We start from the raw sequence: 22,746 nt of genomic DNA, 5'->3' as shown, positions 1-22,746 counted from the left end.
ATTCAATTCTCTCGACGGTCTCAGTTCACAGCGGACGTCGCTTCGACATGACGCGGCAAGGTCACCCGAATACGGGTGCCGCGTTGGCTTTCGGTGTCAGCCGGGCTGTCGATGGTGATTTGTCCATAATGCTCTTCAACGATGGAATAGACCAGTGCAAGGCCCAGACCGGTACCTTCACCCGGGTCCTTGGTGGTGAAGAAAGGTTCGAACAATCGATCCATGATGTTCTGTGGAATACCGCTGCCTTCATCTTCGACGATCAGATCGACGGTATGTTCGAAAGCCTCGGTCTTGACGCGTACCGCACCACCGGCCGGGGTTGCGTCACGGGCGTTGGACAGCAGGTTGATCAGCACTTGGGCCAGGCGTTGTGAGTCGCCGTCGACCCAATGGTCGGGGTCGCACAAGTTGAAGAACTGTACTTCGAAATTGCGCCGGTTCAAGGCGAGCAGCCCAATGGCATCCTGGGCCACTTCGGCCAGGCACACTGCCTCATCCAGATTCTGATGGCCGCCGGCATGGGCAAAGCTCATCAGCGACTGCACGATGCGCGAGACGCGCTTGGTCTGTTCGAGGATTTGCCCGCTGATTTCGATGATTTCGCCGTCTTCTTCACGCTCTTCCCGCAGGTTTTGCGCGAGGCAGGCGATACCGGTGATCGGGTTGCCAATTTCGTGGGCCACGCCCGCTGCCAGGCGACCAATGCTGGCCAGGCGCTCGGAGTGCACCAGCTTGTCCTCGAGCATCTGGGTTTCAGTCAGGTCTTCGACCAGCAGAACCAGGCCGCTGTTACCGGGGGCCAACGGTTCATCGATCGCGGCTTTGTGCAGGTTGAGCCAGCGGGTCTGGCCGTCGAGGGCCAGGTGCTGTTTGTGCAAATGCTCGTCGGGCAGGTTGATAAAGCCCTGGAGCAGTTCTTTCCACGGATCGCCCAGGGTATTCAGGCGCGAGCCCACCACCCGTTGCGCGGCGATGCCGGTGAGTTCTTCCATGGCCTTGTTCCACATCAGGATCTCTTGATCCTTGGCTAGGGAACACACGCCCATCGGCAGTTCCTGCAGGGTCTGGCGATGGTAACGGCGCAAGGCGTCGAGTTCGGCCGCCAGGCCGGTGAGGCGTGAGTGGTAATCCTCCAGCCGGCTTTCGATGAAATGGATGTCTTCGGTGACGTAGTTTTCGCCGCCGGCCTTGTAGGGCAGGAAGGTTTCCACCATGTCCTGGGACACGCTGGGGCCCATCAGGCCGGACAGGTTGGCTTCGATGCGGTCGCGCAGGCGACGCAGCGCATACGGGCGGCGCTCGTCAAAGGGCAGGTACAGATCGCGCAGCGCCTGCTCGACTTCCTTCTGAGCCGCCTTGGCACCGAGGGGCTTGGCCAGTTGCGTGGCGAATTCCTGGGGCGAGGCCGCGTGCAGTTCGCGGCGCTGCGGGCGACGCACGTTATCCACCGCGCACGCCTCGGCGGCGCTGGTCTCTTCCGGGCTGGCATTGGTGAACAGCGAGATCAGGGTGAACATCAGTACGTTGGCGGCCAGCGAGGCAATCGCCGCCATGTGCCAACTGGTGTCGTCCAGCACGTAGATCATGTTCAGCAGCGGAATGTAGAAACCCTGCAGGTTGCCGACCAACGGCAGCAGCATGGTGACGATCCATACCAGGATCCCGGCCAGCAGCCCGGCGATAAACCCACGGCGATTGGCGGTCGGCCAGTACAGCACCGATAGCACCCCCGGCAGAAACTGCAAGGTGGCGACAAACGCGACAATGCCCAGGTTGGCCAGGTCTTGCCCGGCGCCGAGCAACAGGTAGAACCCGTAGCCGGCCATGATGATCGCGACGATGAGTGCGCGGCGCGTCCATTTCAGCCAGCGGTAGATATTGCCTTCGGCGGGCGGCTGGTACAGCGGCAGCACCAGGTGATTGAGGGCCATGCCCGAAAGGGCCAGCGTCGTGACGATAATCAGCCCGCTGGCAGCAGACAAACCTCCGACATACGCCAGCAGCGCCAACGCCTGGCTATTGGCGGCGATACCGATACCCAGGGTGAAATACTCGGGGTTGGTGGTAGCCCCCAGTTTCAGGCCGGCCCAGAGGATCAGCGGCACCGCAAGGCTCATCAACAGCAGGAACAGCGGCAAGCCCCAGCTGGCGCTGACCAGCGAGCGCGGGTTGAGGTTCTCGGTGAAGGTCATGTGGTACATGTGCGGCATTACGATCGCCGAGGCGAAGAACACCAGCAACAGCGTGCGCCATGGGCCTTCCTGCAGCGGCGTGTGCAGGGCGGCGAGGGCGGTCTGGTTTTGCAGCAGCCACAGCTCCAGCTGTTGCGGGCCGTCGAACACGCCATAGAGCGCGTAGAGGCCGACGCCGCCGATGGCGATCAGCTTGATCACCGATTCGAACGCAATCGCAAATACCAGCCCTTCGTGTTTCTCGCGGGTGGCGATGTGGCGTGAGCCGAAGAAAATCGTAAACAGGCTGATCAGCGCACAGAACGCCAGGGCGACCCGGTGTTGCACCGGCTCGCGGGTCAGGATGCTGATGGAGTCGGCCACCGCCTGGATCTGCAGGGCCAGCAAGGGCAGCACGCCGATCAGCATGAATACCGTGGTCAATGCCCCGGCCCACGTGCTGCGGAAGCGGAAGGCGAACAGGTCGGCCAGGGACGACAGCTGATAGGTGCGAGTAATTTTCAGGATCGGGTACAGCAGCACCGGTGCCAGTAGGAATGCACCTGACACCCCCAGGTAGCTGGAGAGAAAGCCGTAGCCGTATTGATAGGCCAGGCCGACGGTGCCATAGAACGCCCAGGCGCTGGCGTACACGCCGAGGGACAAGGTGTAGGTCAACGGATGGCGAATGATCGCCCGCGGAATCATTCCGCGCTCACTGATCCAGGCGACGCCGAACAACGCGGCCAGGTAAGCGGCGCTGATCAGCAGCATCTGAGTGAGGCTAAAGCTCATCGGCATCTTTTTGGCTCTGCAGGATGAAGGTCACGACGATCAGGATCAGCCACAGCAGATAGGGGCGATACCAGGCGCCCGTGGCGTCGATCCACCAATCCATGATGGCGGGGGAAAACAGGTAGATCCCGACGACCAGCAGCAGGACCAATCGATAGATGTACATGTTGGCCTTTGATTGAGAGTGCGGTAATGCAACGGTTTTCTGTAGGAGCGAGCTTGCTCGCGAAGGGCGCTAACCTAAACGCGTACATCCTGGATAAACGTGTTGCCTGGGAGTTTTTCGCGAGCAAGCTCGCTCCTACGCGATGGTAACGGATGGCTGGCAGGCTGCAAGCGCCTTCAGCGTAATTGCGCTTCGGCCAGGGTCAGTGTGCGTGGGATCCTGCTGGCATCCCAGTGCACAATGCCCCAATCCAGCAACTCCCGTGGGCTGGCATGAAGCAGTTCGTCGCCAGGCTGCTGGCCAAGGGCGCGCAGGGCTCTCAATAGCAGCGGCGTGGCCTGGTCGGGATTCAGCGGCGGGGAACGATAGGATTTGCCCAGCTTGTTACCGTCCGGCTGGACGATCAACGGTACGTGCAGATAGCGCGGCTGGCGCAGGCCCAGCAACTCCTGCAGGTACAGTTGGCGTGGCGTGGAGTCGAGCAGATCGGCGCCGCGCACGATATCGGTAACCCCTTGCCAGGCATCGTCGAGCACCACGGCCAGTTGATAGGCGTAGAGGCCATCGCGGCGACGGATGACGAAGTCGCCGACGTCACGGCCCAGGTGTTGTCGGAATTCTCCTTGTACGCGGTCAGTAAAGTGGTACTCCAACTCGGGAACACGCAGGCGGATGGCGGCGTCCTGCTGGTCGTGACCGGCATTTCGGCACAGGCCTGGGTAAATCCCGTCGTAGGGCTCCAATTGTTTACGTGAACAGGTACAGGCGTAGGCCAGGCCGTGGTTGAACATATCGTTCAGTACCTTGGCGTAGGCGTCATGCCGCTCGCTTTGTCGGACCAGTTCGCCATCCCACTCAAAACCGTAGCTCTCCAGGGCATGCAGGATTGCCGCCTGGGCGCCGGGCTCTTCGCGGGGAGGGTCGAGGTCTTCCATGCGCATCAGCCAGCGGCCGTGATTGGCGCGGGCATCGAGGTAGGAGGCGAGGGCGGCGACCAGGGAACCGAAGTGCAAATGGCCGCTGGGCGTGGGGGCGAAACGCCCGATATAGGTAGAGGCAGTCATGGGTCGGATACTACTGGAAAATCGGTAAATCCCAGAAACGAAAATGGGGCGTTCGCACGCCCCATTCGTTCAGCTCGGCTGGATCACTTGCCGACCTGTTTTTCCTTGATTTCAGCCAAGGTCTTGCAATCTACGCAGAGGTCCGCAGTAGGACGGGCTTCCAGGCGACGGATACCGATCTCGACACCGCAGGATTCGCACCAGCCGTATTCTTCGTCTTCGATCAGTTGCAACGTCTTGTCGATTTTCTTGATCAGCTTGCGCTCGCGATCACGGGCGCGCAGTTCTAGGGCGAACTCTTCTTCCTGGCTGGCACGGTCTGCCGGGTCCGGGAAGTTGGCCGCTTCATCCTTCATATGGTCAACCGTGCGGTCGACTTCCTGCATCAAGTCCTGCTTCCACTGCTTCAGGATTTTGGAGAAGTGCTCGCGCATGGGCTTGCCCATGTATTCCTCACCCTTCGATTCAACGTAGGGTTGGAAGCCGCTGATGCTCTGTTGCTTTGCTTGGGTGGACATGAATAGACCGCCTCTCACTCTTCTAATCCATTGCGCAGGATTGCAACGTCACCGACACCTGCCGGCCCTGCGGCTGCAAGCGGGCGAACTTACCAGATAGATTCAGGGTGCGCCACTCCCGGTTGTCGACGCCCGTCACGCAGGGGTTGCCAACTGCAGCAGCCCGCTGTGGCTGGGTATGCATCGTCTCGAATGTTGATTTTAGTCGTTTTGCAAGCGCTTGCCGGGTTCATCTTGGACGGCCAGGCAGGCAATAGAGCATGTTTTACCGCGAGGGTTCGGTAGAATCCTGATTTTGTCCTCACCGTTAAGGAAGGCTAATGGCTCAGCCCTACAGTGCGCGCAGTCGCGCCATCGAACCTTTTCATGTCATGGCGTTGCTGGCGCGAGCCAATGAGCTGCAAGCGGCAGGCCATGATGTGATCCACTTGGAGATCGGCGAGCCGGATTTCACCACGGCCGAGCCGATCATCCAGGCCGGCCAGGCGGCGTTGGCCAATGGCAAGACCCGCTATACCGCGGCCCGTGGCCTGCCGGAATTGCGTGAAGCCATCAGCGGTTTCTACCAGCAGCGCTACGGATTGAACGTCGATCCCGAGCGTATCCTGATCACTCCCGGGGGCTCCGGCGCACTGTTGCTGGCCAGCAGTCTGTTGGTGGACCCCGGCAAGCATTGGCTGCTGGCAGACCCGGGTTACCCGTGTAACCGGCACTTCCTGCGCCTGGTGGAAGGTGCCGCGCAACTGGTGCCGGTAGGCCCTGACGTGCGTTATCAACTGACCGCTGACCTGGTGGCCAAACACTGGGATCAGGACAGCGTGGGCGCGTTGGTTGCCTCCCCGGCGAATCCCACCGGCACGATCCTCACGCGTGATGAATTAGCCGGGCTTTCCGACGCAATCAGGGCGCGTAACGGCCATCTGGTGGTGGATGAGATCTATCACGGCCTGACCTACGGCACTGACGCCGCCAGCGTGCTGGAGGTCGACGATGAGGCCTTCGTCCTGAATAGTTTTTCGAAGTATTTCGGCATGACCGGTTGGCGCCTGGGCTGGCTGGTGGCGCCGCCAGCTGCGGTCGGCGACCTGGAAAAACTGGCGCAAAATCTGTATATCAGCGCGCCCAGCATGGCCCAGTATGCCGCGCTCGCCTGCTTTACCCCGCAGACCCTGAGCATTCTGGAGGAGCGCCGTGCCGAATTTGGCCGGCGTCGCGATTTCCTGCTGCCCGCCTTGCGCGAGTTGGGCTTCGGGATTGCCGTAGAGCCGGAAGGTGCGTTCTATTTGTATGCCGATATCAGTGCGTTCGGCACAGATGCCTTCGCATTTTGTCGTCATTTCCTAGAAACCGAGCATGTCGCCTTTACCCCCGGTCTGGATTTTGGCCGCTATCAAGCGGGCCATCATGTGCGCTTTGCCTACACGCAAAACCTTGATCGACTACAGGAGGCGGTGGAACGAATCCAGCGTGGCCTGCGGAGCTGGCAAGGCTGATGCGTTTTTATCCTCCCCTCGAAGAAGGCCGGCTGATTCGCCGCTATAAGCGCTTTCTCACCGATATCGAAACCGTTACCGGCGAGTTGTTGACTATTCACTGCCCAAATACCGGTTCGATGCTCAATTGCATGGTGGAAGGCGGGCAGGTCTGGTTCAGTCGCTCCAATGACCCCAAGCGCAAGTTGCCCGGCACCTGGGAAATTGCCGAAACGCCCCAGGGCCGCTTGGCGTGCGTTAACACGGCACGCGCCAATCCGTTGGTCGAGGAGGCGTTGCGCGCTGGCGTGATCACTGAACTCAACGGTTTCACCGCGTTGAAGCGGGAAGTGCCTTACGGCCAGGAGAAAAGCCGCATCGACTTTCGTCTCGAATATCCCGACGGCGCGGCGTATGTGGAAGTCAAAAGTGTCACGCTGGGGTTTGATGGCACCCGGGTTGCCGCTTTCCCCGATGCGGTGACCCAGCGTGGCGCCAAGCACCTGCGGGAACTGGCGCATCTGGCGCGTGAAGGGGTACGGGCGGTGCAGTTGTATTGCGTCAACCTCTCGGGGATTGACGCTGTGCGCCCAGCGCTGGAAATCGATGCCGCCTATGGTGCGGCCTTGCGCGAGGCTAAAGCCGCCGGGGTGGAAGTATTGGCGTATGGGGTGCGCGTGACGTCCGAGGAGATTTGCGTGGACCGTCGTTTAGACGTGCTGCTCGACTAGAGATCCACCCACAGGCCCTGCGCGTCTTCGCGACCGCGCAGGGCCTTGAGGCTTTTACCTGCGCATGGGCCGGCAATGCACTCGCCGCTTTCGATCAGGAACAGCGCGCCATGGGTGGCGCACTGGATCAGGCTGGCGCTGTCGTCTAGGAACCGGTCGGGTTGCCACTCCAGTGGAATGCCGCGATGTGGGCAGCGGTTGATATAGAAGTAGGCGATGCCGTCCCGGCGTACCGCCAGCAGCGGCGTGCCATCCATCGTAAATCCGAGGCTGCTGTTGGGCGCGAGCGTGTCCGAGGGGCAGAGAAACTTCATTTCAATCCTTAAGTGCCTTGACGTTCAAATGCAAACAATTATCAAATGCCGGCTTCGCCCGTTAGCTGACTGGGTGCTCAGTTCGATGCCCGGCAGGGGTTATCTGTCACATCGATGGGTGCTCGAAAGGCCCTGCCCTTGGAAGGAAACCCTGTTATGCGCCTGAGTGCCAGCGCTATTGCGCTTGTTGTCGGACTGCTGGTCAACCATGGGGCGCAAGCCTCTGAACTGCCACAACGCTGGGTGAGTGCCGGTGGGGCGCTGTCGGAATGGGTCACGGCGTTGGGCGGTGAGCCGAAGTTGGTTGGCGTGGACACCACCAGCCAGCATCCTGAATCGCTCAAGGCGTTGCCAAGTATCGGCTATCAGCGGCAATTGTCGGCCGAAGGCATTCTCAGCCTGCGCCCACAGGTGCTGGTGGGGACTGAAGAGATGGGGCCGCCGCCGGTGCTGGCGCAGATTCGCAGTGCGGGCGTCCAAGTGGAAATGTTCTCGGCGCAGCCGGATTTGCCGACTTTGAAGGGTAATCTTCAGCACTTGGGTAAGTTGCTGGGAGATGAGGCCAAGGCCAGTGAATTGTTTACCGCATATGAACAGGCGCTTGATCAGCAGAAAAGCTGGGTCGCCAAGGCACGGGCCTCGCAGAAGGCACCTGGCGTGTTGCTGCTGATCGGTCATGCTGGCGGCAAGCCGCTGATTGCCGGTAGGGACACGGCGGGCGATTGGGTGTTGCAGCAGGCCGGCGGGCGTAACCTGGCCACGCACAGCGGTTACAAGCCGTTTTCGGTGGAGTCGTTGGCGGGGTTGAGCCCGGATATGCTGGTATTTGCCGACCGCGCCCTCACGGGGGACGCGGCGCGCGCGGCGTTGTTCAAGGAGAATCCGATCCTGGCTTCGACGCCGGCGGCCAAGCGTGGCCGCGTGTTCGAGCTTGACCCGACCCTGCTGGTTGGCGGGCTCGGGCCTCGTCTGCCGCAAAGTCTTGTGAAGCTCTCGGCTGGCTTTTATCCGTCACAGGCTAAACCCGCCCCATGACCATTCTGGTTAAACCGAAAACGCTGTTCATCGGGCTGGCGCTGTTATGCCTGTTGGCGACCTGGCTTTCGTTGGCGTTGGGGCCGGTGAGCTTGCCGCTGCTGGATACGCTCAAGGCGGCATTGCGCTTGATGGGCGTGCCGATAGAGGCGCAAGGCCTGGAACAGGCTGAGTTGATCCTGGGGCAGATTCGTTTGCCGCGTACGTTGCTCGGTTTGGCGGTTGGCGGCGTATTGGCGTTGTCGGGCGTGGCCATGCAAGGGTTGTTTCGTAACCCGTTGGCCGATCCGGGGTTGGTCGGGGTTTCCAGCGGGGCGGCACTGGGGGCGGCAATCGCCATTGTCGGCGGTGCATTTTTTGGTGGGTTACCGGAGGCATTCGGGCCTTATGTGCTGTCGCTGTGCGCGTTTCTAGGCGGGCTGGGCGTGACCGCGCTGGTTTATCGACTGGGGCGTCGTAACGGTCAGACCAATGTGGCGACGATGCTGCTTGCCGGCATTGCCCTCACTGCACTGGCAAGCTCGGCGGTGGGCCTGTTCACCTACCTGGCGGACGACGCCACCCTGCGTACCCTGACGTTCTGGAACCTTGGCAGCCTCAACGGCGCGAGCTATTCGCGGTTATGGCCCTTATTGCTGGTCAGTGCCGGTGTGGCGCTCTGGTTGCCGCGCCGGGCCAAGGCATTGAATGCGCTGTTGCTCGGTGAATCCGAAGCCAATCACCTGGGAATTGATGTTGAAGGGCTCAAGCGCGAGTTGGTGTTCTGTACCGCATTAGGTGTAGGTGCTGCGGTGGCTGCGGCGGGCATGATTGGTTTTGTCGGGCTGGTGGTGCCGCATCTGGTCAGGTTGCTGGCCGGGCCTGATCACCGCGTGCTGCTGCCGGCGTCGATATTGGCGGGCGCGAGTTTGTTGCTGTTTGCCGACTTGGTTGCGCGACTGGCCTTGGCACCGGCTGAATTGCCGATTGGTATCGTGACTGCGTTTATTGGCGCGCCGTTTTTTCTTTACCTGTTGTTACGGGGGCGTGCCTGATGCTGCGTGTTGAAGACCTGCAGATCCGGCGTGGCCACAAGGTCGTGCTGGCGGACGTCACTCTGGAGTTGTTGCCGGGTGAAGTGATCGGTGTGCTGGGTCCCAATGGCGCGGGTAAGAGTACGTTGCTGGGGGCGTTGTGCGGTGAGTTGCATCCGGATCAGGGCGAGGTGTGGTTGGGGCAGCAGGCGTTGAAAGACTGGAGCGGACCGCAGCGCGCGCAGCGGCTGGCGGTGTTGCCACAAACCTCGACCCTGGACTTCGCGTTCCGTGTCGAAGAGGTGGTCGGCATGGGCCGTTTGCCCCACCAGGCGGGGCGTGTGCGCGATGATGAAATTATCCACGCAGCCTTGCTGGCGGCAGACGTCGCACACTTGAAAGGTCGCAGTTACTTGGCGCTGTCTGGCGGCGAGCGTCAACGTGTGCACTTCGCGCGGGTGCTGGCGCAACTATGGCCAGGTGAGTCGGGGCAGACATTGCTGCTGGATGAGCCGACATCGATGCTGGACCCCCTGCATCAGCACACGACCCTGCAAGCGATCCGCCGCTTTGCCGATCGTGGTGCAGCGGTGCTGGTGATCCTCCATGACCTGAACCTGGCTGCGCGCTACTGTGATCGCATTTTGCTGCTGGAGCAGGGCCGTCCCCACGCCTTGGATACACCGGCGCAGGTGCTGCGGCCCGAGCCGCTTAAGGCCGTGTTTGGTTTGGAAGTATTGGTTCAGCCGCACCCAGAGCGTGGGCATCCGTTAATCATTGCTCGCTGAGGCGTGCTTTTTCACAGGCAAAAAAAGACCCGGCAAAAGCCGGGTCAAATAACCGTGATTAGCCTGATGAGGAGATAATCTGAGAGTCCGAACCAATGGTCTTTCAGTTATCGGCTGATCTCGCGACCAGTTGTGATAATCATAACGATTCTCATTTGAGAGTCAACAGTTGTTTTTGAAGGATCTGCGGTTTTCCTCAAACGTCCGTTCGAAGTGCGCGTAAACATTGGGCCTTGCCGACGACCTAGCTCTTCTGACGCGCTGAAATGGCATCCAGCTGGCGGTTCAACGCCTCCTTACGCTCGACCGGAATATCATTCCAGTGCACGTCCATCAGGGCCCCTTCGATCGCATAGAGCAACACTTTTGATGCGCGAAACCCGCGAGTCCTGACGGCTCGATACGCATCGACCGCTCCCAGGCGACGCAAGTCGGATGCACTGTGGATGCCCACCGCATGCAGCCACTGCGCTGACGTCTTGCCAAGGTTTTTCAGGTGTTGCAGCTCATCGTTCATCAAGCCTCCTTGCGACGGCCGAATGGTGCGGTGGGTATCGTGACCAGGCAGGCCTGAACAGCAGTGTAGCGCTCAGTAGGAAAAGCGTAGTTCTTTGGTCCGAAACGGCCAAAAAGCTTATAAGAATGGCGCGGGGATTTTGACGCTGGGCAGGCGTGAAGCACCCGCTACGCGTTGCGCGTAGTCGGGCTTGGATCGAATGTTACTTGGTGCGGTAGCGCAGGCGCGTGCCGAAATTGACCGACATGAGGATCTCATCGGCAGTCAATTCAGGCGGGAAGTAGGTGCCCGAAATCTGCGCATGGGCCAGGCTGGCGCCTTCCATTGAGCAGTCGCGCAAATCCAGGCCGCGCAAGTCGGTGGAGCGGAAATACGCGTCGGTGAAGTCCACGCCGGTGGCGTTCAGGTCGCGCAAGTCCAGCCCACGGAAGTCGCCGCCGCGCATGTCGATAATGCCGCCTGCCGGGCGTGCCTGATTGAAGCCACGAATATCGTCTTTATGCAGGAGTGCGTAGAGCGGTGTATCTAGAAGCTTGGGCTGACTCATGAAAACGACTCCTGTTGGATTTATGATGCCATTATAGTGCCACTATTTCTTGGGCGTGCGTCCAAGTAGACGACACGCCCAAGAAATTTTTCTTACAGGCCTGGCAGCCGCTGGCGAATTTGTGCGACCAACGCATCGAGGGTTCCACTTTGGTTGGTCTCGACGCGTTTACTCAGCAACAGTTCTTCGGCGGTCAGTGGGTCACGGTTGGCCTGTTGTTCTTCGATAACGCTCAGGGTCGCGTCGGATGGATCGTTTTTGTCGGCCTGACGTTGCGCCAACCAACTGGTGATAACCGCCTGTGGCGCGTTGCAGTCCAGGATCAGGAACGGCGCCCCCGTGGCTTCGGCCACCTTGGCTGCGGCGTCGCGTTGTTCGCGTTTGAGGAAGGTGGCATCCAGTACTACCGGGAAGCCGGCGCGCAGCACGGTATCCGCGATGTCATTCAAGCGAGCGTAGGTCCTGGCGCTGGCGTCGGATGCATAGATGCCGGCCTGGGGCGTGTTTTCCACCTGCTGCTCGCCGAACATGCGCTTGCGCTCCACGTCCGAGCGCAGGCGTACAGCGCCCAATGCTTCCACCAGGCGCATGGCCACGTGGCTTTTGCCCACTGCCGAGACGCCATGGGTAATTGCCAGGAAGCGCGATGGAATGGTGCTGTAGCTTTCCGCCAGGTTGGCGTAGTTGCGGTATTGGCGCAGGGTCGTGGCGCGCTGCACCGGGCTTGCCTCGCTCGGCATGCTGAACAGCGCCACCTTGGCACGTACCAGGGCGCGGTAGGCTTTGTAGAAGTTCAGCACTTCAAGGCCCTGATAGTCACCGGTCAGTTCCAGGTACTGGCTGATAAAGCGCCGCGCCAGGGACTTGAGGCCGCGGTCTTCCAGGTCCATGGCCAGGAAAGCGGTGTCGGCGTACACATCGGTGAAGCGAAACGGCTCGTTGAACTCGATGCAGTCGAAGATCACCACGTTGCCGTCAATCAAGGTGGCGTTGCCGAGGTGGATGTCACCGTGGCACTCGCGGGTGAAACCGTCGAGCTTGCGCTGTGCCAGCAGCGGTTTCAGGCGCTCGAAGCTGCTTTCGGCCCAGGCTTGCAGGGCTTCCAGTTGAATCAGGTCGGCCTTGTCGCTGAGGAATGGGCGGATCTGGTCGAAGTTCTGCCGTACCGGCGCCATCACTTCATCGGGGGTGCCGGCCGCGTGGTCCTGCGGCACTTTTGGTGCGGCGAGGTGAAAGCGTGCGATCTGCCTGGCCATTTCATCGATGTGCGCGGCGGTCAATTCGCCATTGGCTTGCAGGGTGCTGAGCAGTTGGCTTTGCGGGAACTGACGCATCTTCAGGGCATATTCGATCACCGGGCCGTCGCCACCCAATTGTGGGGCTTCGGCAGTGCCGGTAATCGGCAACACTTCCAGATACAGATCCGTTGTCAGGCGTTGGTTGAGGCGCAGCTCTTCGTTGCAGAAGTGCCCGCGTTTCTCCAGGTCGGTGAAGTCCAGGAACCCGAAGTTCATCGGTTTTTTCAATTTATAAGCGTAGGGGCCGGTCAAGATGACCCATGAAATATGCGTTTCGATGACTTGGAACGCTTCAACCGGATGAGGGTACAAAGCCGGGTTTTGCAGGGCTGCGATCAGTGACTGGCTCACGGGCGATCCTTCAGAGTCGGGGGGAAATCATGGCGCGCATTATGGCTGCTACGGGCGGTCGTGCAAACCGCTGTCCGGCTCATGTTGATCATCAATAAAGTGCGTATAATCCGCCGCCATGACTCGAACCCGATCTCCCCGTTCCCGTAAAAAACCTCCTTCCCGCGGCCTGCGCCCGTGGCTTGGCTGGGCGCTCAAGCTCGGCCTGGTAGGCCTTGTGGTGCTCGCTGGCTTTGCGGTCTACCTCGACGCTGTGGTCCAGGAGAAGTTCTCCGGCAAGCGCTGGACTATCCCGGCCAAGGTGTACGCACGCCCGCTGGAACTGTTCACCGGCCAGAAGCTGAGCAAGGATGACTTCCTCACCGAACTCGACGCCCTGGGCTATCGACGCGAACCCGTGAGCAATGGTCCGGGGGCGGCTGCGGTCAGCGGCAACACCGTCGACCTCAATACCCGCGGCTTTCAGTTCTATGAAGGCCTGGAGAAAGCCCAGCCTGTGCGCGTGCGCTTCTCCGGCGACTACGTGGCCGAACTGTCCTCCCTTAACGGTTCGAAGTTGCCGGTGGTACGCCTGGAACCGCTGATGATCGGCGGGATTTACCCGAAGAACCTTGAAGATCGCATCCTGATCAAGCTTGATCAGGTGCCGCCGTATCTACTGGAAACGTTGGTGGCTGTAGAGGACCGCGACTTTTATAGTCACTGGGGCGTTTCGCCGAAGTCGATTGCCCGTGCTGTCTGGGTGAATACATCCGGAGGCAGGATGACCCAGGGCGGCAGTACGCTGACCCAGCAGTTGGTGAAGAACTTCTACCTGACCAACGAGCGCAGCCTGACCCGTAAGCTCACCGAAGCCATGATGGCGATGCTGCTCGAGCTGCACTACAGCAAGCAGGAGATCCTTGAGGCGTACCTCAACGAGGTATTCGTCGGCCAGGATGGTCAGCGCGCGGTGCACGGCTTCGGTTTGGCCAGCCAGTTCTTTTTCGGTCAGCCGCTGTCGGAGTTGAAGCTGCATCAAGTGGCCTTGTTGGTGGGCATGGTCAAGGGGCCTTCCTACTACAACCCGCGTCGCAATCCGGAGCGTGCGCTTGAGCGCCGTAACCTGGTGCTCGATGTGCTTGAACAGCAAGGCGTTGCCACGGCGGAACAAGTGGCCGCGGCGAAGAAAATGCCACTGGGTGTGACAACCCGCGGGAAGTTGGCGGACAGTTCATTCCCAGGCTTTATCGATCTGGTAAAGCGCCAGTTGCGTGAAGACTACCGCGACGAAGACTTGACCGAAGAAGGCCTGCGGATCTTCACCAGTTTCGACCCGATCCTGCAGATGAAGGCAGAAGCGTCGGTCAACGACACCTTCAAGCGCCTGACGGGCCGTAAGGGCGCCGACGAAGTAGAAGCCGCCATGGTGGTGACCAACCCGGAAACCGGTGAAGTCCAGGCCATGATCGGCAGTCGTCAGGCCAGCTTTGCCGGTTTCAACCGCGCACTGGATGCCGTGCGGCCGATCGGCTCGCTGGTCAAGCCGGCGGTCTATCTGACGGCGCTGGAAAAACCGAGCAAATACACCCTCACCAGCTGGCTGTCGGATGATCCACTGTCGGTCAAAGGAGGGGACGGCCAGGTCTGGACGCCGCAGAACTTTGATCGCCGCTCCCACGGCACGGTGTTCCTGTACCAGGGCTTGGCCCATTCCTACAACATTTCCACGTCCCGGCTCGGCTTGGAGGTTGGCGTGCCGAATGTCCTCAAGACACTCGCGCGCCTGGGCATCACCCGCGAATTCCCGGCTTTCCCGTCGATTCTGCTGGGTGCCGGTGCCATGACGCCGATTGAAGTGGCGACCATGTACCAGACCCTCGCCAACGGTGGCTTCAACACCCCGATGCGCGGGATCCGCAGTGTACTGACGGCGGAGGGGGAGCCGCTCAAGCGCTATCCTTTCCAGATTCAGCAGCGTTTCGATGCGGGCTCCATCTATCTGATCCAGAACGCCATGCAGCGTGTGATGCGTGAAGGTACCGGCAGCTCGGTCTATAAAGTCTTGCCTTCCAACCTGACACTGGCGGGCAAGACCGGTACCAGTAACGACTCCCGTGACAGCTGGTTCGCCGGTTTCGGCCAGGATGTGCTCGCCGTGGTGTGGCTGGGCCGTGACGATAATGGCAAGACACCATTCACCGGCGCCACTGGCGCATTGCAGGTCTGGACCAGTTTCATGCGCAAGGCCGACCCGCTGCCGCTGAACATGCCGCAGCCGGATAACATCGTGCAGGCCTGGATTGATCCGCATACCGGCCAGGGCTCCGATGCCAACTGTCCGGGCGCGGTGCAGATGCCGTATATTCGCGGCAGCGAACCACCAGCCGGTGCTGCGTGCGGTGGCGGAGCCCCTGCAGATGCGGAATCGGTGATGGATTGGGTCAAGGGCTGGATGAATTAAGCAAAGAGGGTTTCAAGTGAACAAGTGGTGGATTCCAGCTATTACAGCTCTGGCTTTGCTCGGCGGTTGCTCCAGCGTGCAGCGCGGCTCTATTCCTGTGGTGGATTCGAGTACAGCTGTCTCCAATAATGACCGGATATCGGCCAATGGCGGTTTCCGCCAAACCGTGACCAACCGTCCGGCCCAGGCCAGGCCTCAGGCCGTGCCGCAGGATTCGGGTGTGGTCGTGATGGTGCCGGGCGGCGGTGCAGCTACCTCGGCGCCAATCAGTGCCGAGCCTTGGACGCCTGGGCCAAGCACCTCCGGGCCGATCGATTCCGCGCCGATGCAGACCGCGCCGATCAACCAGGGTACCTACACCATGCCGTCGACGCCGAGCGGCATTCCATCGTCCTCCAGCGCTGGCGGCTTGTCAGCCGACGAGCAATTGGACGGCCCGGTGCTGGCGTTGCTGACCACCGCGCAGCAACAGCAGGCGGGTGGTGACTTGAATGGTGCGTCATCCAGCCTTGAGCGTGCGCAACGTGTTGCTCCGCGCGAGCCGCAAGTGCTGTATCGCCTTGCCCAGGTGCGCATGGCCCAGGGTGATGCGCCCCAGGCCGAACAATTTGCTCGTCGTGGTCTCACGCTGGCCAACGGTCGTCCCGACCTGCAAGCCAGCCTGTGGGCGTTGATCGGCGATGCGCGTGCGGCACAAGGTGACGCCGCCGGCGCTGCCCAGGCTCGGCAAAAAGCCAAGGTCAGCCTCTGATGGATGCTCGGTTTCCAGCGATTGCCGAACAGTTATTGCTGATCGAGCGCGAATTGCGCGTGCAGGGCTGGTGGGACGAAGTGTCCCCCAGCACCGAGGCGCTCAGCAGCGTCGAGCCGTTTGCGGTCGACTCACTGGACTTCCACCAGTGGTTGCAATGGATTTTTCTGGTGCGCATGAAACAGATTCTCGAAGAGGACCTGCCGTTGCCCAATGCGTCAGGCATTCTCGAAATGGCCGAGATGGTCTATGCCGATCGGCCTCAGGAGAGTCTTGGTTTACGTAACGCGCTGAAAAAGTTCGATCAACTGATCGTCGACGCTCGTTAATTGCCTGGCTGCCGGTTTTTCCGGCAGTCTTGCGCACATTTCTACCGCTTGACGACATTCAGGCGAGTTTTATCCCTCCTCAAAGCCCTTTCTTCTACGTTCTCATGCGCTTAGTTGGAAAAAAGCGCAATTATTGCTTGACTTGAGAGGCCTGAAACAGAAGAATCCAAAGTCCGCTGTATCGGGACTGCCAGAAGCAGGCCCGCTCAGCAGATCATGAGGCGCACATCCGCGCCGACCTGTTACACCCGCAACGCGTTACCTCGCGCTGGGTGGGAAAAGCCCGCAACACTTGGGACGATCCCAATACTTGCTCAGTCAGTGCTGACGTAGTCGGCGACCACCGTCGCTCATGCTCTGTTGAGAAGTAAACCTATTAAGACCCGTCGGTTTTAAACGGACGGTATTCTGGCGTTTTAGAGGTGAACAACGTGGAGCTTTTATCTGGCGGTGAGATGCTCGTCCGCTTTTTGCGTGACGAAGGCGTCGACTATATCTACGGGTACCCAGGTGGTGCTCTGCTGCATGTTTACGACGCACTGTTCAAGGAACCGGCTGTTACCCACATCCTGGTTCGCCACGAACAGGCCGCGACCCATATGGCTGACGGTTATGCCCGTGCCACCGGTAAAGCCGGTGTGGTACTGGTAACGTCCGGTCCAGGCGCAACCAATGCCATTACTGGCATCGCGACTGCTTATATGGACTCCATCCCGATGGTGATCATTTCCGGCCAGGTGCCAAGCACCATGGTGGGGACCGATGCGTTCCAGGAAACCGACATGATCGGTATCTCCCGGCCGATCGTGAAACACAGCTTCATGATCAAGCATGCCTCGGAAATTCCGGACGTCATGAAAAAGGCCTTCTACCTCGCGCAGTCCGGTCGCCCGGGTCCTGTCGTGGTCGATATCCCGAAAGACATGACCAACCCGGCTGAAAAATTCGAATACGTTTTCCCGAAGAAAGCCAAGCTGCGTTCCTATAGCCCGGCCGTTCGTGGGCACTCGGGCCAAATCCGCAAGGCGGCAGAAATGCTCCTGGCGGCCAAGCGTCCCGTGTTGTACTCAGGTGGTGGCGTGATCCTGGGCGGCGGTTCTGCACCGCTGACCGAACTGGCCAAGCTGCTCAACCTGCCGGTCACCAACACCCTGATGGGCCTCGGCGCATTCCCGGGTACGGACCGTCAGTTCGTGGGCATGCTGGGCATGCACGGCAGCTACACCGCCAACCTGACCATGCACCATGCCGACGTGATCCTGGCAGTGGGCGCACGTTTCGATGACCGCGTGATCAATGGCGCGAGCAAGTTCTGCCCGAATGCCAAGATCATCCATATCGACATCGACCCGGCGTCCATCTCCAAGACCATCAAGGCCGACGTGCCGATCGTAGGTCCTGTTGAAAGTGTATTGACCGAAATGGTTGCTGCGCTCAAGGACATCGGTGAGACGCCGAACAAGGAATCCGTTGCCAGTTGGTGGAAGCAGATCGACGAATGGCGCGGTGACCGCGGCCTGTTTCCTTACGACAAGGGTGACGGCAGCATCATCAAGCCACAAACCGTGATCGAGACCCTCTGCGAAGTGACCAAGGGCGACGCCTTTGTGACCTCCGATGTGGGCCAGCACCAGATGTTCGCCGCGCAGTATTACAAGTTCGACAAGCCTAACCGCTGGATCAACTCCGGTGGCCTGGGCACGATGGGCTTTGGTTTCCCAGCAGCTATGGGTGTGAAACTGAGTTTCCCGGACTCTGACGTCGCGTGCGTCACCGGTGAAGGCAGCATTCAGATGAACATCCAGGAACTGTCGACGTGCCTGCAGTACGGTCTTCCGGTGAAAATCGTGTGCTTGAACAACGGTGTGCTGGGTATGGTTCGTCAGTGGCAGGACATGAGCTACGGTAGCCGTCACTCCCATTCCTACATGGAATCGCTTCCGGATTTCATCAAGTTGGTTGAAGCCTATGGCCACGTCGGCATTCGCATCACTGATCTGAAAGATCTGAAGCCGAAGATGGAAGAGGCGTTCGCCATGAAGGACCGCCTGGTGTTCCTCGATATTCAAGTGGATACCAGCGAGCACGTCTACCCGATGCAGATCAAAGACGGCTCCATGCGCGATATGTGGCTGAACAAGACGGAGCGTACTTAATCATGCGGCACATTATCTCCCTGCTTCTGGAGAACGAACCCGGCGCTCTGTCTCGTGTTGTCGGCCTGTTTTCGCAACGCAACTACAACATCGAAAGCCTGACCGTGGCACCGACCGAAGACCCGACCCTGTCGCGCCTGACGTTGACCACCGTGGGCCACGATGAGGTGATCGAGCAGATCACCAAGAACCTCAACAAGCTGATCGAAGTGGTCAAGTTGGTCGACCTGTCGGAAAGCGCCCACATCGAGCGCGAGCTGATGCTGGTCAAGGTCAAGGCCACGGGTGCTCAACGTGCCGAGATCAAGCGCACTACCGATATTTATCGCGGGCAGATCGTCGATGTGAGCGCCAGTGTTTATACCGTTCAACTGACCGGTACGAGCGACAAGCTGGACAGCTTCATCCAGTCGATCGGGACGGCCTCGATTCTGGAAACGGTACGCAGTGGTGTCACCGGGATTGCCCGTGGCGACAAAGTACTCAGCATCTAACCCAAATTAGCGAATGGCCTTACGGCCTGGATATATAGAGGAACCTCATGAAAGTTTATTACGATAAAGATTGTGACCTGTCGATCATCCAGGGCAAGAAAGTCGCCATCATCGGCTACGGCTCCCAGGGGCACGCGCAAGCTTGCAACCTGAAAGACTCCGGCGTTGACGTGACTGTTGGCCTGCGTAAAGGCTCGGCCACCGTTGCCAAAGCCGAAGCTCACGGCCTGAAAGTGACTGACGTTGCTTCCGCCGTTGCTGCAGCCGACCTGGTCATGATCCTGACCCCGGACGAGTTCCAGTCCGCGCTGTACAAGAACGAAATCGAGCCGAACATCAAAAAGGGCGCCACCCTGGCCTTCTCCCACGGCTTCGCGATCCACTACAACCAGGTTGTACCGCGCGCTGACCTCGACGTGATCATGATTGCGCCGAAAGCACCGGGCCACACCGTACGCTCCGAGTTCGTCAAAGGCGGTGGTATCCCTGACCTGATCGCGATCTACCAGGATGCTTCGGGCAATGCCAAGAACGTTGCGCTGTCTTACGCTGCCGGCGTAGGTGGCGGTCGTACCGGCATCATCGAAACCACCTTCAAGGACGAGACCGAAACCGACCTGTTCGGCGAGCAGGCCGTTCTGTGCGGCGGTACCGTTGAGCTGGTTAAAGCCGGTTTCGAAACCCTGGTTGAAGCTGGCTACGCGCCGGAAATGGCCTACTTCGAATGCCTGCACGAACTGAAGCTGATCGTTGACCTCATGTACGAAGGCGGTATCGCCAACATGAACTACTCGATCTCCAACAACGCCGAATACGGCGAGTACGTGACTGGCCCGGAAGTGATCAACGCCGAGTCCCGCCAAGCTATGCGCAACGCCCTGAAACGTATTCAGGACGGCGAGTACGCCAAAATGTTCATCAGCGAAGGTGCTACCGGCTACCCTTCGATGACCGCCAAGCGTCGTAACAACGCTGCTCACGGTATCGAAGTCATCGGCGAGCAACTGCGCTCCATGATGCCGTGGATCGGTGCCAACAAGATCGTCGACAAAGCCAAAAACTAAGTCGTACGTATCAACAGAAAACGCGGCTTAGGCCGCGTTTTTTCGTTTGAGGGGCGGGTTCTGGTATAAAGCTGCATCGTTTGCGGGCGAACACTCGCCGCAAGTATTGGTCGAATTTTTTTCACACCGTTGCAAGGTAAAGTCCATGAGCGAACGTCCCGAAGAGCCAAGCCAGGCTTCTGACGCCGAAAGCCTGCTACCGATCGATGAACATGTCGAAGAAGGGCATGACGCTGAAGGCCGTAAGGTCCGGCATCGTGGCATCTATTTGCTGCCCAATCTGTTCACTACGGCAAACCTGTTTGCCGGGTTCTATTCCATCATCAACTCAATGAGTGCCCAAAGTGCCCTGGCGGCGGGTGATGCGGCGAGCGCCAGCAAGTATTTCGGCTTTGCTGCCATCGCAATCTTTGTGGCCATGGTGCTGGACGGCCTTGATGGTCGCGTGGCGCGCATGACCAACACCCAAAGCGCCTTCGGTGCCGAGTATGACTCGCTATCGGACATGGTTGCCTTTGGTGTTGCGCCTGCACTGCTGGCCTTCGCCTGGGCGCTGGGGGACATGGGCAAGGTTGGTTGGATGGTCGCCTTCATCTATGTCGCGGGTGCGGCGTTGCGTCTGGCGCGCTTCAATACCCAGGTGGGTACTGCTGACAAGCGTTACTTCATTGGTCTGGCCAGTCCGGCGGCAGCGGGCGTGGTCGCGGGTATCGTCTGGGCGTTCAGTGACTACGGCATCCAGGGTTCAAAAATGTCGTTCCTGGTGGCGTTGATGGTTGCTGCGGCCGGTATGCTGATGGTCAGCAACATCAAGTACAACAGCTTCAAGGAGCTTGATCTCAAAGGGCGTGTGCCTTTCGTGGCGATCCTGGCAGTGGTATTGGTGTTCGCGGTGGTCTTCAGTGATCCTCCTCGGATCCTGCTATTGGCCTTCCTGGTCTACGCCGCTTCGGGGCCGATTCAGTACTTGCTGCATATGCGTCGGGACAAAACGTTGCCTTAATGTAATTTCCCCCATACTCCGCAGTCTATTGGTGCATCAGTTCTCCAATGCTGCGGAGTTGCCATGTTAATCAAATTGCCCAAAGCGTCCGATTGCCAAGAATCGGATGTCACGCCTGAATCCTTCTACCTTTCTCGCCGTAGCTTGCTCGGTGGTGCGCTTGCCAGCATTGCTGCCAGCAGCCTGCCGCGTTGGGCCAGTGCTGACGAGGCCGCGCGTTATCCCGATGTTGAGCCTGGCAAGGCGCCCAATTGGTTTGCCGAAAAATTGCCGGCAACGAAATGGCAGGCGGTGACGGTCAAGGATGAGCCCATCACCCCGTTCAAGGACGCAACCCACTACAACAACTTCTACGAGTTCGGTACAGACAAGGGCGATCCTGCGAAAAATGCGGGCTCGCTCAAGACCGAGCCCTGGAGTGTGGTGATCGATGGTGAGGTCGCAAAGCCGGGGCGTTACGCCCTTGAAGACTTCATGAAGCCCTATCAATTAGAAGAGCGGATCTACCGTTTACGCTGTGTCGAGGCGTGGTCGATGGTCATCCCGTGGATGGGTTTTCCGATCTCTGCCTTACTCAAGCAGGTTGAGCCGACCTCCAAGGCCAAATACATCCGCTTTGAAACCCTCCAGGATGCCAAGAGCATGCCTGGGCAGCGTTCGAGTTTTGGCTTGATCGACTGGCCTTATGTAGAAGGGCTGCGTCTGGATGAAGCGATGAACCCTTTGGCGATTCTGGCCGTTGGCATGTATGGGCGCGAGTTGCCCAATCAGAACGGTGCACCGTTACGTCTGGTCGTACCTTGGAAGTACGGTTTCAAGAGCGTGAAATCCATCGTGCGTATCAGTCTTGTAAGCGAGCAGCCCAAAACCACTTGGCAGAGTATTGCGGCGGATGAATATGGCTTCTATGCGAATGTGAACCCTACGGTGGATCATCCCCGCTGGACCCAGGCGCGGGAGCGTCGTCTGCCAAGTGGGCTGTTCAGTCCCAATGTGCGTGAGACGCAGATGTTCAATGGCTACTCGGATGAGGTTGCCTCTTTATATACAGGCCTCGATCTGCGGAAGAACTACTGATGCGTTACCCCATCTGGCGCATTGGCGTTTTTATAGCTGCGGCAGTGTGGCCGTTATTATGGCTGTATGAGGCATGGAGTTTTGCCTTGGGGCCGGATCCGGGCAAGGTGCTGGTTGATCGGCTTGGCCTGGGTACCCTGATCCTCTTGCTGATTACCCTTGGAATGACGCCGCTGCAGAAACTGAGCGGTTGGGCGGGGTGGATCGCGGTGCGCCGGCAGCTTGGATTGTGGTGCTTTGCTTATGTAGTGGCGCATTTAGCGGCTTACTGTGTGTTTGTCCTGGGGCTGGATTGGTCGCAATTGGGTGTGGAGCTGCGTAAGCGGCCCTACATTATTGTGGGGGCGCTGGGGTTCTTGTCTTTGTTTGTGTTGGCGGTGACTTCTAATCGCTATAGCCAACGCCGACTGGGTAGTCGCTGGAAGAAGCTGCATCGGCTGGTGTATGTGATTCTTGGGCTTGGTCTGTTGCACATGCTGTGGATCGTGCGAGCTGATCTGAAGGAATGGGCTATCTATGCTTCTATAGGTGCGTTGCTTCTGGTACTGCGTGTACCGCCAGTGGCGCGCCGAATCCCCCGACTTATTACTAAAAAAGCACCCACTGCAACAAAAGCGTAATTAACGCTTGACCGCAGATTGTAGAC

At 59.4% G+C, this 22,746-nt stretch carries 22 protein-coding genes; 14 read left to right on the top strand and 8 right to left on the bottom strand.

Features of this window, described 5'->3' with window-relative positions:
- Positions 1-20 precede the first annotated feature (20 nt).
- From V3W40_RS20860 to dksA, 4 genes are all read right to left on the bottom strand, one after another.
- Positions 21-2,975: a sensor histidine kinase gene (locus V3W40_RS20860; RefSeq protein ID WP_330215574.1), complete on the bottom strand. Its 2,955-nt coding sequence runs from the start codon at positions 2,973-2,975 to the stop codon at positions 21-23.
- Complete coding sequence (locus V3W40_RS20855) at positions 2,959-3,135, bottom strand: hypothetical protein (RefSeq protein WP_003176118.1); 177 nt, start codon at positions 3,133-3,135, stop codon at positions 2,959-2,961. The genes V3W40_RS20860 and V3W40_RS20855 overlap by 17 nt, the downstream gene beginning before the upstream one ends.
- 176 nt (positions 3,136-3,311) lie before the next feature.
- Entirely contained in the window at positions 3,312-4,199 is an 888-nt protein-coding gene (gene gluQRS / locus V3W40_RS20850; protein WP_137212046.1) for a tRNA glutamyl-Q(34) synthetase GluQRS, read from the bottom strand.
- Positions 4,200-4,282: 83 nt separating this feature from the next.
- The gene (dksA, locus tag V3W40_RS20845; protein WP_005791430.1) at positions 4,283-4,717 is read right to left on the bottom strand and encodes an RNA polymerase-binding protein DksA; all 435 of its coding nucleotides are present in this window, start codon (positions 4,715-4,717) and stop codon (positions 4,283-4,285) included.
- A 320-nt stretch (positions 4,718-5,037) separates the two neighbouring features.
- Between dksA and V3W40_RS20840 the strand changes: the two genes are divergently transcribed.
- Both V3W40_RS20840 and sfsA read left to right on the top strand, forming a co-directional pair.
- On the top strand, positions 5,038-6,210 hold the full coding sequence (locus V3W40_RS20840) for a pyridoxal phosphate-dependent aminotransferase (RefSeq protein WP_330215573.1): 1,173 nt from the start codon (positions 5,038-5,040) through the stop codon (positions 6,208-6,210).
- Entirely contained in the window at positions 6,210-6,920 is a 711-nt protein-coding gene (sfsA, locus tag V3W40_RS20835; protein ID WP_065925299.1) for a DNA/RNA nuclease SfsA, read from the top strand. Before V3W40_RS20840 ends, sfsA begins: the two co-directional genes overlap by 1 nt.
- Here sfsA and V3W40_RS20830 read toward each other — a convergent pair.
- On the bottom strand, positions 6,917-7,234 hold the full coding sequence (locus tag V3W40_RS20830; protein WP_027605387.1) for a Rieske (2Fe-2S) protein: 318 nt from the start codon (positions 7,232-7,234) through the stop codon (positions 6,917-6,919). The two genes, sfsA and V3W40_RS20830, sit on opposite strands and share 4 nt — an antisense overlap.
- A 156-nt stretch (positions 7,235-7,390) precedes the next feature.
- On the opposite strand from V3W40_RS20830, the gene V3W40_RS20825 reads away from it, so the two are divergent.
- The 3 genes from V3W40_RS20825 to V3W40_RS20815 are packed head-to-tail and all read left to right on the top strand — an operon-like array spanning position 7,391 to position 10,070.
- A complete protein-coding gene (locus V3W40_RS20825; protein ID WP_065947697.1) occupies positions 7,391-8,269 on the top strand; it encodes a heme/hemin ABC transporter substrate-binding protein in 879 nt (292 codons plus the stop codon).
- 50 nt (positions 8,270-8,319) lie between these two features.
- Positions 8,320-9,303, top strand: coding sequence for a FecCD family ABC transporter permease (locus V3W40_RS20820; RefSeq protein ID WP_175539066.1), 984 nt, complete (start codon positions 8,320-8,322; stop codon positions 9,301-9,303).
- A complete protein-coding gene (locus V3W40_RS20815) occupies positions 9,303-10,070 on the top strand; it encodes a heme ABC transporter ATP-binding protein (protein WP_065925295.1) in 768 nt (255 codons plus the stop codon). The genes V3W40_RS20820 and V3W40_RS20815 overlap by 1 nt, the downstream gene beginning before the upstream one ends.
- Before the next feature lie 244 nt (positions 10,071-10,314).
- Here the strand turns inward: V3W40_RS20815 and V3W40_RS20810 are convergent, their stop codons facing one another.
- The 3 genes from V3W40_RS20810 to V3W40_RS20800 form a co-directional block, all read right to left on the bottom strand.
- Positions 10,315-10,587: a TfoX/Sxy family protein gene (locus V3W40_RS20810; protein ID WP_027605391.1), complete on the bottom strand. Its 273-nt coding sequence runs from the start codon at positions 10,585-10,587 to the stop codon at positions 10,315-10,317.
- A gap of 202 nt (positions 10,588-10,789) precedes the next feature.
- Positions 10,790-11,134, bottom strand: coding sequence for a pentapeptide repeat-containing protein (locus tag V3W40_RS20805; protein WP_330215572.1), 345 nt, complete (start codon positions 11,132-11,134; stop codon positions 10,790-10,792).
- A 92-nt stretch (positions 11,135-11,226) separates the two neighbouring features.
- Entirely contained in the window at positions 11,227-12,783 is a 1,557-nt protein-coding gene (locus V3W40_RS20800; RefSeq protein WP_330215571.1) for a bifunctional aminoglycoside phosphotransferase/ATP-binding protein, read from the bottom strand.
- A 118-nt stretch (positions 12,784-12,901) separates the two neighbouring features.
- Between V3W40_RS20800 and mrcB the strand changes: the two genes are divergently transcribed.
- The 9 genes from mrcB to msrQ all read left to right on the top strand — a co-directional run bounded on the left by mrcB (position 12,902) and on the right by msrQ (position 22,720).
- Positions 12,902-15,226: a penicillin-binding protein 1B gene (mrcB, locus tag V3W40_RS20795; RefSeq protein WP_065938262.1), complete on the top strand. Its 2,325-nt coding sequence runs from the start codon at positions 12,902-12,904 to the stop codon at positions 15,224-15,226.
- A gap of 16 nt (positions 15,227-15,242) precedes the next feature.
- Complete coding sequence (locus V3W40_RS20790; protein ID WP_065925291.1) at positions 15,243-15,977, top strand: tetratricopeptide repeat protein; 735 nt, start codon at positions 15,243-15,245, stop codon at positions 15,975-15,977.
- Complete coding sequence (locus V3W40_RS20785) at positions 15,977-16,306, top strand: YqcC family protein (protein ID WP_065925290.1); 330 nt, start codon at positions 15,977-15,979, stop codon at positions 16,304-16,306. Before V3W40_RS20790 ends, V3W40_RS20785 begins: the two co-directional genes overlap by 1 nt.
- Positions 16,307-16,737: 431 nt before the next feature.
- Entirely contained in the window at positions 16,738-18,462 is a 1,725-nt protein-coding gene (locus V3W40_RS20780) for an acetolactate synthase 3 large subunit (protein ID WP_065925350.1), read from the top strand.
- A 2-nt stretch (positions 18,463-18,464) separates the two neighbouring features.
- Positions 18,465-18,956 (top strand): acetolactate synthase small subunit, encoded by a 492-nt coding sequence (gene ilvN / locus V3W40_RS20775; RefSeq protein WP_003176102.1) that lies wholly within the window; start codon positions 18,465-18,467, stop codon positions 18,954-18,956.
- Positions 18,957-19,003: 47 nt separating this feature from the next.
- Complete coding sequence (ilvC, locus tag V3W40_RS20770; RefSeq protein WP_003176099.1) at positions 19,004-20,020, top strand: ketol-acid reductoisomerase; 1,017 nt, start codon at positions 19,004-19,006, stop codon at positions 20,018-20,020.
- Between the two features lie 145 nt (positions 20,021-20,165).
- Positions 20,166-21,023 carry a CDP-diacylglycerol--serine O-phosphatidyltransferase gene (gene pssA / locus V3W40_RS20765; RefSeq protein WP_027605398.1) on the top strand — a complete coding sequence of 286 codons (858 nt, stop codon included), beginning with the start codon at positions 20,166-20,168 and terminating at the stop codon, positions 21,021-21,023.
- 63 nt (positions 21,024-21,086) lie between these two features.
- Positions 21,087-22,100, top strand: coding sequence for a protein-methionine-sulfoxide reductase catalytic subunit MsrP (gene msrP, locus V3W40_RS20760; RefSeq protein WP_065925289.1), 1,014 nt, complete (start codon positions 21,087-21,089; stop codon positions 22,098-22,100).
- Positions 22,100-22,720, top strand: coding sequence for a protein-methionine-sulfoxide reductase heme-binding subunit MsrQ (gene msrQ / locus V3W40_RS20755; RefSeq protein WP_065925288.1), 621 nt, complete (start codon positions 22,100-22,102; stop codon positions 22,718-22,720). The genes msrP and msrQ overlap by 1 nt, the downstream gene beginning before the upstream one ends.
- Positions 22,721-22,746: the final 26 nt, after the last annotated feature.

The sequence above is a fragment of the Pseudomonas sp. AM8 genome, assembly GCF_036346475.1.
Classification (GTDB): domain Bacteria; phylum Pseudomonadota; class Gammaproteobacteria; order Pseudomonadales; family Pseudomonadaceae; genus Aquipseudomonas; species Aquipseudomonas marginalis.
This window is presented reverse-complemented; position numbering and strand designations above follow the sequence as displayed.